The sequence below is a fragment of the Bacillus sp. FSL K6-2865 genome, from assembly GCF_040311405.1.
GTDB lineage: Bacteria > Bacillota > Bacilli > Bacillales > Bacillaceae > Bacillus > Bacillus velezensis.
Genome location: NZ_CP152036.1, coordinates 906301 through 920395 on the forward strand (window position 1 = coordinate 906301; position 14095 = coordinate 920395).

16 protein-coding genes and 1 tRNA gene are annotated in these 14095 nt (G+C 47.6%); 13 read left to right on the forward strand and 4 right to left on the reverse strand.

The features are described from left to right. Positions 1-63 precede the first annotated feature (63 nt). Positions 64-1509: a catalase KatA gene (gene katA, locus NYE42_RS04495; protein ID WP_003155420.1), complete on the reverse strand. Its 1446-nt coding sequence runs from the start codon at positions 1507-1509 to the stop codon at positions 64-66. A gap of 256 nt (positions 1510-1765) precedes the next feature. Here katA and NYE42_RS04500 point away from each other — a divergent pair, with 256 nt between their 5' ends. The 6 genes from NYE42_RS04500 to rpsN all read left to right on the forward strand — a co-directional run bounded on the left by NYE42_RS04500 (position 1766) and on the right by rpsN (position 7133). Next, positions 1766-2701: an amidohydrolase family protein gene (locus NYE42_RS04500; protein WP_039062853.1), complete on the forward strand. Its 936-nt coding sequence runs from the start codon at positions 1766-1768 to the stop codon at positions 2699-2701. A gap of 222 nt (positions 2702-2923) precedes the next feature. Continuing rightward, entirely contained in the window at positions 2924-3691 is a 768-nt protein-coding gene (locus NYE42_RS04505; RefSeq protein WP_352426790.1) for an ABC transporter ATP-binding protein, read from the forward strand. 15 nt (positions 3692-3706) lie between these two features. Beyond that, complete coding sequence (locus NYE42_RS04510; RefSeq protein ID WP_352426791.1) at positions 3707-4696, forward strand: aliphatic sulfonate ABC transporter substrate-binding protein; 990 nt, start codon at positions 3707-3709, stop codon at positions 4694-4696. Then, on the forward strand, positions 4696-5529 hold the full coding sequence (locus NYE42_RS04515) for an ABC transporter permease (RefSeq protein ID WP_352426792.1): 834 nt from the start codon (positions 4696-4698) through the stop codon (positions 5527-5529). The genes NYE42_RS04510 and NYE42_RS04515 overlap by 1 nt, the downstream gene beginning before the upstream one ends. Positions 5530-5553: 24 nt before the next feature. Further along, positions 5554-6690, forward strand: coding sequence for an FMNH2-dependent alkanesulfonate monooxygenase (gene ssuD, locus NYE42_RS04520; RefSeq protein ID WP_352426793.1), 1137 nt, complete (start codon positions 5554-5556; stop codon positions 6688-6690). A 173-nt stretch (positions 6691-6863) separates the two neighbouring features. Then, the gene (gene rpsN / locus NYE42_RS04525) at positions 6864-7133 is read left to right on the forward strand and encodes a 30S ribosomal protein S14 (RefSeq protein ID WP_039062849.1); all 270 of its coding nucleotides are present in this window, start codon (positions 6864-6866) and stop codon (positions 7131-7133) included. A gap of 20 nt (positions 7134-7153) precedes the next feature. Here the strand turns inward: rpsN and NYE42_RS04530 are convergent, their stop codons facing one another. Continuing rightward, positions 7154-7621, reverse strand: a complete 468-nt coding sequence (locus NYE42_RS04530) for a hypothetical protein (RefSeq protein WP_251257039.1) — start codon at positions 7619-7621, stop codon at positions 7154-7156. After that, positions 7618-7821, reverse strand: a complete 204-nt coding sequence (locus tag NYE42_RS04535; RefSeq protein WP_003155407.1) for a helix-turn-helix transcriptional regulator — start codon at positions 7819-7821, stop codon at positions 7618-7620. Before NYE42_RS04535 ends, NYE42_RS04530 begins: the two co-directional genes overlap by 4 nt. 189 nt (positions 7822-8010) lie before the next feature. On the opposite strand from NYE42_RS04535, the gene NYE42_RS04540 reads away from it, so the two are divergent. After that, positions 8011-8084: transfer RNA gene (locus NYE42_RS04540), tRNA-Gly, on the forward strand. 89 nt (positions 8085-8173) lie between these two features. Here NYE42_RS04540 and NYE42_RS04545 read toward each other — a convergent pair. Beyond that, positions 8174-8797 (reverse strand): hypothetical protein, encoded by a 624-nt coding sequence (locus NYE42_RS04545; RefSeq protein ID WP_025284465.1) that lies wholly within the window; start codon positions 8795-8797, stop codon positions 8174-8176. Positions 8798-8881: 84 nt separating this feature from the next. Here NYE42_RS04545 and queG point away from each other — a divergent pair, with 84 nt between their 5' ends. The 6 genes from queG to NYE42_RS04575 all read left to right on the forward strand — a co-directional run bounded on the left by queG (position 8882) and on the right by NYE42_RS04575 (position 13744). Further along, a complete protein-coding gene (queG, locus tag NYE42_RS04550) occupies positions 8882-10042 on the forward strand; it encodes a tRNA epoxyqueuosine(34) reductase QueG (protein ID WP_015239452.1) in 1161 nt (386 codons plus the stop codon). Positions 10043-10117: 75 nt separating this feature from the next. Further along, positions 10118-11029, forward strand: a complete 912-nt coding sequence (locus NYE42_RS04555; RefSeq protein WP_012117141.1) for an amidase domain-containing protein — start codon at positions 10118-10120, stop codon at positions 11027-11029. 36 nt (positions 11030-11065) lie between these two features. Next, positions 11066-11548, forward strand: a complete 483-nt coding sequence (gene trmL, locus NYE42_RS04560; RefSeq protein WP_007610253.1) for a tRNA (uridine(34)/cytosine(34)/5-carboxymethylaminomethyluridine(34)-2'-O)-methyltransferase TrmL — start codon at positions 11066-11068, stop codon at positions 11546-11548. Between the two features lie 137 nt (positions 11549-11685). After that, positions 11686-12318: a YhbD family protein gene (locus NYE42_RS04565; RefSeq protein WP_352426794.1), complete on the forward strand. Its 633-nt coding sequence runs from the start codon at positions 11686-11688 to the stop codon at positions 12316-12318. After that, positions 12309-13022, forward strand: coding sequence for a polymer-forming cytoskeletal protein (locus tag NYE42_RS04570; protein ID WP_260854722.1), 714 nt, complete (start codon positions 12309-12311; stop codon positions 13020-13022). The genes NYE42_RS04565 and NYE42_RS04570 overlap by 10 nt, the downstream gene beginning before the upstream one ends. An 11-nt stretch (positions 13023-13033) precedes the next feature. Then, entirely contained in the window at positions 13034-13744 is a 711-nt protein-coding gene (locus tag NYE42_RS04575; protein WP_352426795.1) for a hypothetical protein, read from the forward strand. Positions 13745-14095 lie beyond the last annotated feature (351 nt).

The window sequence follows — 14095 nt, forward strand, 5'->3', positions numbered from 1 at the left end:
AAAACGGTTTTATTGATAATAAACAGGAAAAACCTACCGGGCAGACCGGCAGGTTTTTTGATGTTATTTTGGTGATGGCAGTCCGAGTCCTTCGGCAACGCGTCTGCCGTATTCAGGATCAGCTTTGTAGAAGTGGCCGATCTGGCGCAGCTTAATTTCTTCTTTTTCCACAGGTTTCATCGCACTGACGATATTGGCAACAAGGCGCGCGCGCTCTTCCTCACTCATCAGGCGGTACAGGTCGCCGGCTTGTGTGTAATGATCATGATGATTATAGCTTACACTGTCAGCGAAACCTGATACAGGATATGCCGCCTGTTTATCTTCAGGTGACTCTTTCGGGCCGCCGAAGCTGTTAGGCTCGTAATAGACGGAGCGGCCGCCGTTATCATCAAAACGCATTTGTCCGTCACGCTGATAGTTTTTCACTTCATTGCGGGAACGGTTGATCGGCAGCGCCTGATGGTTCGCGCCGACACGGTAGCGATGCGCGTCATGGTATGCGAACAACCGGCCTTGAAGCATTTTGTCAGGTGAGACGTCGACGCCGGGGACTAATGTGCCGGGAGAGAACGTCGCCTGTTCTACTTCCGCAAAGTAATTTTCCGGATTGCGGTTCAGAACCATGCGGCCGACTTCAATGAGCGGATAGTCTTTTTGAGACCATACTTTTGTGACGTCAAACGGATCAAAGCGATATGTGTTTGCGTCTTCTAACGGCATGATTTGAACATATAATTTCCATGCGGGGAAATCGCCGTTTTCAATCGCATTGAACAAATCTTCCGTATGGTAATCGGGATTTTCGCCCGCGATTTTTGCGGCTGTATTAACATCAAGGTTTTTCACGCCTTGCTCTGTTTTAAAGTGATATTTAATCCAGACGCCTTCGCCTTTATCATTTGTCCATTTAAATGTATGGCTTCCGAATCCGTGCATATGGCGAAGAGTCGCCGGAATGCCCCGGTCTGACATCAGAATGGTTACCTGGTGCAGGGATTCCGGCGACAGAGACCAGAAATCCCAAACGGCCGTTGGATTTTTCAGATGTGTTCTCGGATCTCTTTTTTGTGTATGGATAAAGTCAGGGAACTTGATGGCATCGCGGATGAAGAACACGGGTGTATTGTTTCCGACGATGTCGTAGTTTCCTTCTTCTGTATAAAACTTAACGGCAAATCCGCGCGGGTCGCGCACTGTGTCACTAGAGCCCAGTTCGCCCGCAACGGTTGAGAAACGGATGAAGAGCGGCGTGCGTTTACCGACTTCTGACAGAAATGCGGCTTTCGTATATTTTGTAACGTCATTTGTGACTTCAAAATAACCGTGTGCGCCCGCGCCTTTTGCGTGAACGACACGCTCGGGAACGCGTTCTCTGTTAAAGTGCGCCAATTTCTCAAGCAGATGGACGTCTTGTATTAAAGCAGGACCGCGATCGCCGGCCGTCATTGAGTTTTGGTTATCTCCGACAGGAGCGCCCCAGCTGGTTGTCAATTTATTTGAACTCATGTGATCACCTCTTTAGATTTATAAAAACATAATATCACCTATCATTAAAAAGTCAATATTATTTTATAATGATTATAAAATAATTATTTTTATTATCGAAAAAATGGTTTGGATTTTAAAGCCTACTTGACTGGCGGGAATAATGGGTTTAAGATGAGGAAAAATAGAAACCGCTGACTTGGACACAAGAGGCTCTTATTCTTCACTGGATAAGGGCCTTTTTTTATTGTCAGGCGGTAAGGGAGGCGGCGATTGTATGCTTTTCCGGCAGCATTTTAAACCTGTCGATATTCACGGTCATCTGCCGTACAGCCTTTATTTCGGCAAAAACGATAAGACATTTTCCGATTATAACCGGGAGCGGTCAGATAGAATGAATCTGACTTGGGATTTTCCTGATCCGCATGATGTTGAGGGCGATGACGGCGAAATCGCTTTGATGACAAGATGGGAGAATGAATTAGATAAGTACGGCATTGACGTGCTGAATTTTTTAACAGCAGAGAGCAATGACCGGATGGCGGCGTTTATTCAAGCCAATCCTGCGAGATTTACCGGATTTGCATATCATCCTTTGGAGCGGGAGGATGCGTATGAAGAGCTGAAAAGAGCGGTAGAAGAGCTCGGTCTGAAAGGATATAAACTGTTCGGGCCGCTGACAGACATTGATTTTCATGATCCGTCGCTGAAAAAGCTGTGGACGTATCTGGCTGACAAAAGGCTGCCTGTATTAATTCACTTCGGGCTTTTAGGAAGAGCGGGGGGCATTGTCAGCCATCGCAACATCAACCCGCTCTCCATCTACCGCGTCGCGAGAGAGTATGCTGATATTCCGTTCATCATTCCGCATTTCGGCGCCGGATATTATCAGGAACTGCTGCAGCTGTGCTGGAGCTGCCCGAATGTGTATATTGACACGTCCGGCTCAAATCAGTGGATGAGGTGGATGCCGTACCCGCTTGATTTGGAAATTCTGTTTCGAAAGACATCTGAATTAATCGGTGCTGAACGGATCATCTTCGGGACGGATTCGAACGGATTTCCGAGAGGATATGTATACAGATATCTTCAGGAGCAGGTGAGGACCTGCCGGGAAATCAATATGCGGGAAGAAGATATAGAAAACATTTTCGGCAACAACGCGCGGACATTATTGAAAATCGCCCGTCAAGAAAAGGAAGTAAATACGTGATACAGCCGATGCGCTCTCTGGCAGGGTTATGCCGGAGGGCGTATTTTAATCCTTATAAAAAACAGTTGACAAGTCGGAATAATTTGAATTAACATGATATTCAAATTTAAAAACAAACGGGTTGCCGATCGGACCGCCGAAGGCTCCCATCTCTGCAAGCAATCGGAGATGGGGGCCTTTTTGTTTTTCGATCGCGCGCGGCAGGAGGAGAGGGGAAGACAGATGGCTGTAACCATCAGCATACAAGAAAAAGCTTTTGAGTATGAAGGCCGGAAAACGCCGGTGCTGAATGATATTGAGCTTTCAATTGCATCGGGAGAATTTTTGACTGTCATCGGTCCGAGCGGATGCGGCAAAAGCACGCTTTTAAAATTGATTGCCGGTCTTGATACCGATTATAAAGGCTCTGTCACAATAAACGGCCGCAATGTGTCGGGACCGGGCATCCGGCAGGGATTTATCTTTCAGGAGCACCGGCTGTTTCCCTGGCTGACGGTAAAACAAAACATCGCTGCCGATCTCAATATGAACGACCCGGCCGTTCGGAAAAAAGTGGATGATCTGATTGAGGTTGTCAGGCTGCAGGGAGCGGAGAACGCTTATCCGCGCGAATTATCCGGCGGCATGTCGCAGCGGGTCGCCATCGCCAGAGCCCTTTTGCGCGAGCCGGAGGTGCTGCTTTTAGATGAACCGTTCGGGGCGCTTGACGCTTTTACGAGAAAACATTTGCAGGATGTGCTGCTTGATATATGGCGCGAGAAAAAAACGACGATGATTCTGGTCACGCATGATATTGATGAATCCGTCTATTTAGGCGATAAGCTGGCGATCCTCAGGGCAAAGCCCGGCCGGCTGCACAGCCTGATGCCGATTCAGCTTCGGCATCCGCGCAATCGGACGTCAGCGGATTTTCAGGCCGTCCGGCAGAAGGTGCTTTCTGAATTTGAGAAAACGGAAGACCTCCGGTTTGCGGATGGGTCCGGAATATAGAAGGGACGAAGCGAAGTGAAAAAAATCATCATTCTTTTAGCCGCAGCAGTCATGATGTCAGCCGGATGCAGTGCAGACAGGACAGGAGGGAGCGGGAAAACGGTGAAAGAAATCCGGATCGGCATCCAGCAGAGTTTAAGCCCGCTTCTCATTGCCAAGGAAAAAGGCTGGTTTGAAGAGGCCTTCAAAAAAGACGGAATAAAAGTAAAATGGGTCGAATTCCAAAGCGGTCCTCCGCAGTTTGAAGGTCTTGCCGCCGATAAGCTTGATTTTTCCCAGGTCGGCAATTCACCGGTCATTTCCGGTCAGGCGGCAGGGATTGATTTTAAAGAGATCGGGCTGTCTCAGGACGGGTTAAAGGCAAACGGCATTCTCGTAAACAAGGGCAGCGGGATTCAGAGCCTGAAAGAATTGAAAGGTAAAAAAATCGCTGTAGCCAAAGGCAGCAGCGGCTTTGATTTTCTCTATAAAGCTTTAGATAAAGCGGGGCTTTCCGCCGATGACGTCACCATCATCCAGCTTCAGCCTGATGAGGCGGTTTCCGCTTTTGAAAACAAATCAGTTGACGCATGGTCCATTTGGGAGCCGTATTTGTCGATTGAAACGCTGCAGCACGGGGCGGAAATATTGGCGAACGGAGAAAGCACAGATTTATATTCTCCCGGTTTCACGTTAGTCAGAACGGGATTTTCCAAAGAACACCCGGATGAGGTGGTCCGTTTTCTGAAAGTGCTCAATAAAGCAGTTGCATGGCAAAAGGAACACAAAGATGAAGCTGTCTCCTTATATGCGAAAATCAAACATCTTGATCCGAAAGTCGTCAGAAACGTGCTTAACAATACTGAGCCTCTCAATGAACCGATCAATGATGATATTGTCAAAGCCCAGCAGGAAACCGCTGATTTTCAATATCAAACAAAAGCGATTCATAAGAAAATTCATGTAAAAGACGTTGTCGACAATTCATTTATTAAAAAAGCGCTTGAAACGGGGGATGGCAAGTAATGAAAGCAGAAGCATCAACGGCTGCCAGCGCAATAAGCCAATCAGAAAAGAAAGCTCTGGCAAGATCCCGGAAGTATTCATACCAATGGATGAAAGGGATTGTACTCCCGGCTGCGGTCATCGCAGTATGGCAGTTTATCGCAAGTCTGGGCATCGTCTCGGCCACGGTGCTCCCCTCACCTGTCGTCATCTTGCAGACGTTTCAGGAACTTCTTCTTTCAGGTGAACTTTGGGGTCATTTAGAGATCAGTTTATACAGGGCTGCTGCCGGATTTCTGCTTGGCGCGGGCCTCGGACTTGTTTTCGGGCTGCTGGTCGGTTTCTCAAAGCGGACGGAAGCATATCTAGATCCGTCTCTGCAAATGCTCAGAACGGTTCCGCACTTGGCCGTGACTCCTCTGTTTATTTTGTGGTTCGGGTTTGATGAGACATCAAAAATTCTGCTGATCGCATTAGGGGCATTTTTCCCCGTGTACATTAATACGTTTCTCGGAATCCGCAGTGTGGACGCGAAGCTGTTTGACGTCGCGCGGGTGCTGGAATTTAACTGGTATCAGCAGATGACGAAATTAATTCTTCCGGCATCTCTGCCGAATATCCTGCTCGGCATCAGGCTCTCTCTAGGCATTGCGTGGCTCGGTCTCGTGGTGGCGGAACTGATGGGATCGAGCGAGGGCGTCGGTTATATGATTATGGATGCCAGACAATTTTCACAGACAAATAAGGTGTTTGTCGGCATTATCATTTTTGCGGCTGTCGGCAAGCTGACAGATGCATTGGTCAGAATGCTCGAACGGAAACTATTAAAATGGCGGAACAGTTATGAAGGGTAACCTATTAAAAAAGGAGAGATTCATATGGAGATTCTTTGGTTTATTCCGACGCATGGTGACGGCCGGTATTTAGGGACGCAAACGGGAGGGAGAACGGCGGATCATCTTTATTTTAAGCAAGTGGCACAGGCGGCGGACAGACTCGGGTATACGGGGGTTCTGCTGCCGACGGGGAGATCATGTGAAGACCCGTGGCTGACGGCTGCCGCTTTAGCGAGGGAAACGAGTGACTTGAAATTTTTAGTGGCGGTCCGTCCGGGACTGATGCAGCCGTCTGTCGCTGCGAGAATGGCGTCGACAATGGATCGGCTGTCAGACGGCCGTTTGCTCGTAAATGTCGTAGCGGGCGGAGATCCTTATGAACTGGCGGGAGACGGCATGTTTATCAGCCACGATGAACGTTATAAGGCGACTGAAGAATTTTTAACCGTCTGGCGCGGACTCATGCGGGGGGAAACGGTGACATATGAAGGGGACCATATCAAAGTGGAAAACAGCAATCTGCTGTTTCCGCCAAAGCAGTCTCCGCATCCGCCATTATATTTCGGCGGTTCATCACAGGCGGGAATTGAAGCTGCGGCGAAACATACAGATGTCTATTTAACATGGGGAGAGCCGCCGGAGCAGGTAAAAGAAAAGATTGAAACCGTTAAAAAACAGGCTGCCAAGGAAGGAAGGACGATGCGTTTTGGTATCAGACTTCACGTGATTGTCCGGGAGACTGAGGAAGAGGCATGGGAAGCGGCTGATCGATTAATCAGCCACTTAGACGAAGAGACGATTGCGAAAGCGCAGGCTGCGCTTCGGCGCGCTGATTCATCGGGACAAAAACGGATGGCCGATCTCCATAACGGTGACCGCTCGAAGCTTGAGATCAGCCCGAATCTCTGGGCCGGCATCGGACTGGTCAGAGGCGGAGCGGGCACGGCGCTTGTCGGTGATCCGCAGACTGTCGCTGCTCGAATTTTAGAGTATCAGGCACTCGGCATTGAGACGTTTATCTTTTCAGGCTACCCGCATCTGGAAGAAGCTTATTATCTGGCTGAACTCGTGTTTCCGCTTCTGCCGTTTCAGAATGAACGGACTAAAAAGCTTGAGCGCAGACTGGGTGAAGCAATGGGAAACGACCATTTTGCAAGAGGAAATAAAGCGACAGTCTGATGACGTCGCAAGGCGGATAATTGACGGCGGGCGCTTTCTGCGGATTCATTTCGGGGAAATGCCGGCAGTGAAGGCGGGTATTCACCCGCCTTTTTAAGCGCTTAGCTTGCACGATGCTCATATGGATGATATGATACAAAACGTAATTATTACGATTTGTTAGGGGTGCTGAAATGGCAAAAAAATCAAAAGTGATCAAAGAGCTCAAGCGGCAGAAGCTTGTTGAACAATATGCGGACATCCGAAGAGAATTAAAGGCAAAAGGAGACTGGGAAGCGCTGAGCAAACTGCCGCGTGATTCTGCTCCGGCCAGGCTTCATAACCGCTGTACGTTGACGGGGCGGCCCCGCGGATATATGAGAAAATTTAAACTGTCCAGAATCGCATTCAGGGAGCTGGCCCATAAAGGCCGGATTCCCGGGGTGAAAAAAGCGAGCTGGTAACGTAAAAAACTCCGGATCTGTCATGAACCGGAGTTTTTGCCGTGCTTATGAAAAGTGAAAACATAAGCCAAATGCTGAATCATCATCAGAATGAAAATCAAAAGAATCGGAAAAAAGGGAAGATGCGGCTGAATCAGCGGATAAAACAAAAGCAGAACGGCTGCGGCCGGCAATGAGAAGTAAACGGCGATATACGAGGAACGGCAAGCTTTAGCCGTCATCATCTGTTCTCTTTCATCCTGTTCCTCAAATTCATCGGGCACAAGCCTGTGCTTTTTGCCGTTCCGTTTTTTCTTTTCAGTATAGATATATAATGCAGTACAAACGGTAAACAGCAGAAACGGCGTGATATTCAGCTCAAATGAACCGCTCCCCTCCGTTTGGAAAAACTGAGCGATCCGCGGCGCCGCTTCCATAAAGGAAATAAGCGTCCAGCAGGCCAATCCGTAGAGTGCAAGGTGAAAACACGCTTTTCTTTTCAAACTCATTTTTTCTCCTCCTCCAGCCAGAAAACTTCCTCCATCGGCAGGGAGAAAGCCCGGCAGATGTTAAGCGCCAATAAAAGTGAAGGCACATAATCTCCTTTTTCAATCGCTGCAATCGTCTGTCTGGTGGCTCCGGCTTCTTTTCCGAGCGTTTCCTGAGAATAGCCGAATCTGGCTCTCAGCTCTTTTACTTTATTTTTCATCATCAGGCGTACCTCAAGTTTTTTCTTTTTTATATTGTATGAGACTCTTAACAAAATGTAAACCCAACTTAACATGTGGACAAAAAAAGAATTTTTTTCGACAAATTTTTTAACATTCCCTTGACGAAAAAAAAATAAACATGTAATATTAGAAACATCAAATCGGTACTGACAAAAAATAATTTTGATGCGGGTGTAGTTTAGTGGTAAAACCTCAGCCTTCCAAGCTGATGTCGTGAGTTCGATTCTCATCACCCGCTCCATACATACGTTATTAACGCAGTGTTTCGTTTCTCTGATAAACGAAGTATTGCGTTTTTTTATGTGAAAAAAGACACGAAGGCGTGTCTTTTTATGAAAGCCAAGAGACGGTATGCGTGCCTCCGTGAATTTGTTCAAACATTTTTGTTAAGGATGATAGCAGCTCATCCGCCGCGTCGGCATGAAATGAAGGCGGGAAAAAGATCAGCTGCAGCATTTTCTTTGTGCCGGGCGTGACCGGGCGGGTATTGATATGTCCGGTGAAGTCGCCGAAAACGCCGTCCGGGCCGGAGAAAGACAGTACGCTTTCTTTTTCTCCGATCGTAATCGAAATCGGTTCATCTATTTCTGCGGCGTCATACGCCATGATAGGCAATGAATATTTCAAGGAGAAAAAAAGTATGGTATCATGGGCTGAATTCACACTTTCAATGAATCGTTCCCGGGAAATATCGCCGAGCATAAGCTCCATCGGCGTTTTTTGTCCTGAAAAGGCGGGACTGAGCTGTTCCATTATACGCGCCCACTCTTTTACAAAAGGCTGCTCTTCTATACCGCCGTCAGCATAATCAAAGTAAAGAGATTCTTGAAATAAACGGAGGCGGCCTTTCAGCATTTGCGGAGCAGGCCCGACTTCGATCTGTTCATATAAGACGGCTGCCGCTTTGATCCCCGGCACCCGTTCAGCAATAAGTGGATCTAAACTGATGTTCAAGTGTGTTCACTCCATTTCGGGATGATAAAACTCTATTATACCTGTGCGGGAGCCTGATCACAAAGAAAGGAGGCTGTGCAAAAAATGAATATTCATAAACTGAAAGAGGAATTAATCGAATACGCCAAAAGCATCGGAGTCGACAAAATCGGGTTTACGACGGCTGATACGTTCGACAGTCTGCGGGACCGGCTGATTCTTCAGGAATCACTCGGCTATTTATCCGGTTTTGAAGAGCCGGATATTGAAAAACGGGTTACTCCGTCTTTGCTTCTCCCGAAAGCCAAATCAATCGTCGCCATCGCCCTTGCGTATCCTTCCAAAATGAAAGATGCGCCGAGGAGCACGAGGGACGGGCGGCGCGGCATTTTTTGCAGAGCTTCCTGGGGGAAGGATTATCATGACGTGCTGAGGGAAAAGCTTGATCTGCTGGAGAATTTTCTCCAAAGCAAACATGAGGATATCCGCACAAAGTCAATGGTGGATACAGGGGAATTGTCCGACAGGGCCGTGGCTGAACGGGCGGGAATCGGCTTCAGCGCCAAAAACTGCATGATCACCACGCCTGAATACGGCTCTTACGTCTATCTGGCTGAAATGATCACCAATCTGCCCTTTGAACCGGATGTGCCGATTGAAGATATGTGCGGTACGTGCACAAAATGTTTAGACGCGTGTCCGACCGGCGCGCTCGTCAATCCCGGACAGCTTAACGCCCAGCGCTGTATTTCGTTCCTGACCCAGACAAAGGGATTTTTGCCGGATGAGTTCCGCACGAAAATCGGAAACCGTCTGTATGGCTGTGACACGTGCCAGACGGTCTGTCCGATTAATAAGGGGAAAGATTTTCATCTTCATCCGCAGATGGAGCCTGATCCGGAAATCGCAAAGCCGCTGTTAAAGCCGCTTTTGACCATAAGCAACCGCGAATTCAAAGAAAAATTCGGACATGTATCGGGATCATGGCGCGGCAAGAAGCCGATACAGCGGAATGCGATTTTAGCTTTGGCTCATTTTAAAGATGCCTCGTCTCTTCCGGAATTAACGGCCTTGATGCACCAAGATCCGCGCCCCGTTATCAGGGGGACGGCCGCCTGGGCCATCGGGAAAATCGGTGATCCTGATTATGCGGGGGAATTAGAAAAAGCGCTTCAAAAGGAGCAGGATGAGGAAGCTATACGGGAAATTGAAAAGGGACTGGAGCTGTTATCGGTTTCTGATAAGACTAAAACCGGCCGGTCCTGACATATGTATAGAGAAAAAGCACTTGGCGTGAGTTCAAGTGTTTTTCTTTATAAAACAGTATGGTGGGTGGAGCGCTTGAAGCATATTATTGAAGATTTAGCGGAGGCCCGGCTTCATTATTTAATCAACGGAACCGAGATGAGGCACAATGGGCAGCCCGGCGATCTTGAGGTCCTGACGAGAAAAAAAGAGCTGTTTGAAAAACGGAAAGTTGACATCGTGAAAGCGAAGGCAAAAGCCGTCATTGTCAAAAGCAGCCTTGAGGACGACGGCACGTTATGCGTCATGTACACGATTCATTTCGAATATTTGTGCAAGGAGCATGACGGACACCTTTACTTAGAAGAGCAGATTGAGGAACGGACTGCATTTCTCTATGATCAGCTTTTGATTAAAGACCGGGAAGTAAAGAAAAAACCGGCGGGATTTTCTGACGGAAACAGCGTAATTGAATATGAGCGGAGTGAACGGGAAGATTTCGGGCGGGCGTTTCAATACGACCGTCTGGCTGCCGTGCAGTACGCGGAGAAGTTTTGGAATAAACGAAATCCCGCTTATAAAAATTTCAGCGACAACTGCACCAATTTTATTTCCCAATGTTTACATGCCGGAAAAGCACCGATGCGGGGGCATCCGAACAGAGGCTCAGGCTGGTGGATGAAGGCAAGCTCGTGGAGCTACAGCTGGACGGTCGCGCATTCGATGAAGATGTATCTGGCCCAATCCAAGGCAGGGCTTCGCGCGGTGCAAGTATCAAGAGCTGAAGAACTGATGCCCGGAGATATTATTTGCTATGATTTTGAAGGGGACGGCCGTTTTAATCATACGGCGATCGTGGTCGCGAAAGATAAAAGCAATATGCCGCTTGTCAATGCCCAAACGTATGACAGCAGAATGAGATATTGGTCATATGAGGATTCAACGGCGTATACTCCTTCCATCAGATATGCGTTTTTTCATATTACGGATGATACGACAAAAGAGTAATTAATGATATAATGGTGGGCGGAATAAAAAACAGAGGTGAACATCGTGGCATTACATGTCGTTTTATATCAACCCGAAATCCCGGCCAATACGGGAAATATCGCACGTACTTGTGCGGCAACAGACACAACGCTTCATTTGATCCGCCCGCTCGGATTCTCGACCGATGATAAAATGCTGAAGCGCGCCGGACTCGATTATTGGGAGTTCGTCAACGTCGTATATCATGATTCATTGGAAGAGTTATTTGAGGCATATGAGAACGGAAAGTTTTTCTTCATTACAAAATTCGGCCAAAAGCCGCACACATCATTTGATTACTCAAATACGGAGGAAGACTTTTTCTTCGTATTCGGCAGAGAAACGAGCGGACTTCCGAAAGAATTGATCGAAAACAATATGGACCGCTGCCTGCGTCTGCCGATGACCGAGCATGTGAGATCATTAAACCTGTCCAACACGGCCGCGATTCTTGTATATGAAGCGCTGCGCCAGCAAAATTACAGAGATTTGACGTGAGAAAAAACGCCCGCATCCGGGCGTTTTTTTTATTGAATAAAAAAGACGGACAGCAGCTGTTCACGGCATTTTTATATTCCAGGCTTAACAACGTAACAGTGTTATGTTACAATACATTCATCAAAGGAGCTGGATTCATGGAGGAACAACTGATTTCTAAAAAAGAATTGCTGGAAGAAACATCAATTTCATACGGGCAGCTGTACCGCTGGAAACGGAAAAATTTAATCCCTGAAGAATGGTTTATCCGAAAATCAACATTTACAGGCCAGGAAACATTTTTTCCGAGAGCGGAAATATTAAAACGTATCTCAAAAATACAGAAAATGAAAGAAAATTTGTCTTTGGATGAAATGAGAGAAATGCTGTCTCCGCAAATGACTGATGTCAATATAACGTCTGCGGAACTGCTTCAAAAGGGACTGATTTCAAAAGCCGCGCTGCAAGTTTATGGCGAAGACGGCGTGACATTCACGTCCCGCGCGTTGCTGTCTTTATATGTGCTTGAAGGGCTTTTGCAATCGGGCAATATCAGCCTTGAGGAAGGAAAATTGGCGGCAGGGGTGCTGAAAACGTATGAGGCTTCCGAGCTGAAAGCGAATACGGAGCTTGTCATGCTCCGAAAGCTTGGCGTAACGACGTGCTTCATCACAGACGCGGAACATATTCTATTTGAACCGACTGTCAAAGTGGTTGAACGGGTGGCGCTTGCTGCGGCATCGGAAGAATTAAAAACGAAATGGATGCAGGAGGACCATCAATGGAAGTAACAGATAAATTAATCATCAACGGTTCAGGAAGTTCAAAAGGAGGCCGTTTTCATACAGTGGAGATCAACGGGAGCGGCACGGTATCGGGTGATGTGGAGTGCACGAGCCTTTTGTTTAACGGCAGCGGAAAAACAGACGGACATGTCAAGACGCAAACGCTGACGATCAGCGGTTCGGGGAAAATTTCCGGCAGTGCCGAAGCTGAATCCATCCGTATCAACGGAACGGGTGTCATTAAAGGTGATGTCAAAACGGAGCGGCTGAACGTCGCGGGATTTTCATCTTTCGGCGGCGGTGTGAAAGCTGATGATATTTTCATATCCGGGAAAGCCGGGATTGAAGGCGATTGCGAGACAGAGACGTTCCGTTCGGAAGGCAAATGCAAGATTGGCGGCCTGCTGAATGCCGATGAAGTCAGTATTAAGCTGACGGCGGGAGAGAGCCATGTGAAAGAGATCGGCTGCCGCCATTTGAAAGTGATGAGCAGAAAGAGCGTGCTTACGCGTTTTAAGCTGATGCCGGCCCCGGTGCTGACAGCGGAGCTGATTGAAGGTGACATCATTGAATTGGCGGACACGAACGCGAAGACAGTCCGCGGAAATCATGTGCGGATCGGCGCAGGCTGCACCATTGGGACTGTGGAATACAGCGGCGATTTTACATGTGATCCTTCCGCTTTGGTTAACAAAGTCGTGAAACGATAGGAGGAACTGCGATGGAAACGACAAAAAAATTGAGTCATTTAAAAATGTACGGAGCCGGACACGCCTCCGGCGGCTCCTACCAAAATGTAAGCATTAAAGGGGAAGGAACTGTCGGCGAAGGACTTCAAAGCGAACGCTGCCGGGTATTCGGTACGGGACTTTTTCTCGGAGATGCCGAGATCAACAGGCTGAAAATTTTCGGAGAGCATGAAGTTGCAGGAGATTTATCAGTACGTTCAGCAAACGTGATGGGCACATTGAAAGTCGGCGGCTCCATGCGTTTCGCCACGATGAGGCTGAAAGGACTTGCTGAAATTGGCGGCGGGGCCGCGGGAGAGCAGTGTCATATAAAAGGCAGTCTCACCGTCGGCGGCGATTGCGAGACGGAGCTGCTTCATGTAACAGGATGTATCAATGTGGCAGGATTGTTAAACGCGGGGGACGTAAACATCCATTTGCGTTATGACCGAAGCCGCGTGAAAGAAATCGGCGGCACATCGATCACCGTCAGACGGAAACTCGGTTTTCTTAAACGGAAAGCCGGCACGCTTTCTGCTGAATTGATCGAAGGAGACGCAATTTATCTCGAATACACGGAAGCGGACATCGTCAGAGGGAAACATGTGGAAATCGGCCCGGGCTGCAAAATCGGAAAAATCGAGTATCAAACAAGCTGCAAATCTCATGAAAAATCAACTGTCCAAGAACATATTCAAATATGAAACAGTGTTATGTTGTACAGGAAAGGGTGCTCTTCATAAAGAGCACCCTTTTGCCGTTATTTGTTTTCAGGTTTGCTGTCGTAACCCGCCGTAAAAATGGATACTAAAAAAGTGAGAATGACCCCAAGTAAAATGATCGTTTTCATCATTTCTCCTCCTCTTTGCTTTTCCATTTGATGTCCGAGTCTGGATGAAACTGTATTTCTTTCATTATGAACGGTGCACCGGACCCTTGTCAATGACGGCCTTGTAACGTCTTTATTTTTAAGAAACGAAAAGCATGTATTATCACGTCACCGCATAGATTGTAACAAAGTACCTTATTTCTAGTGCATTAACCATGATAGAGGA

Coding starts and splice junctions, on each gene's coding strand:
- NYE42_RS04500 (WP_039062853.1), top strand. CDS start 1,766: ATGCTTTTCCGGCAGCATTTTAAACCTGTCGATATTCACGGTCATCTG.
- katA (WP_003155420.1), bottom strand. CDS start 1,509: ATGAGTTCAAATAAATTGACAACCAGCTGGGGCGCTCCTGTCGGAGAT.
- NYE42_RS04570 (WP_260854722.1), top strand. CDS start 12,309: ATGGAAGTAACAGATAAATTAATCATCAACGGTTCAGGAAGTTCAAAA.
- NYE42_RS04515 (WP_352426792.1), top strand. CDS start 4,696: ATGAAAGCAGAAGCATCAACGGCTGCCAGCGCAATAAGCCAATCAGAA.
- queG (WP_015239452.1), top strand. CDS start 8,882: ATGAATATTCATAAACTGAAAGAGGAATTAATCGAATACGCCAAAAGC.
- NYE42_RS04535 (WP_003155407.1), bottom strand. CDS start 7,821: ATGAAAAATAAAGTAAAAGAGCTGAGAGCCAGATTCGGCTATTCTCAG.
- NYE42_RS04565 (WP_352426794.1), top strand. CDS start 11,686: ATGGAGGAACAACTGATTTCTAAAAAAGAATTGCTGGAAGAAACATCA.
- NYE42_RS04575 (WP_352426795.1), top strand. CDS start 13,034: ATGGAAACGACAAAAAAATTGAGTCATTTAAAAATGTACGGAGCCGGA.
- NYE42_RS04505 (WP_352426790.1), top strand. CDS start 2,924: ATGGCTGTAACCATCAGCATACAAGAAAAAGCTTTTGAGTATGAAGGC.
- ssuD (WP_352426793.1), top strand. CDS start 5,554: ATGGAGATTCTTTGGTTTATTCCGACGCATGGTGACGGCCGGTATTTA.
- rpsN (WP_039062849.1), top strand. CDS start 6,864: ATGGCAAAAAAATCAAAAGTGATCAAAGAGCTCAAGCGGCAGAAGCTT.
- NYE42_RS04530 (WP_251257039.1), bottom strand. CDS start 7,621: ATGAGTTTGAAAAGAAAAGCGTGTTTTCACCTTGCACTCTACGGATTG.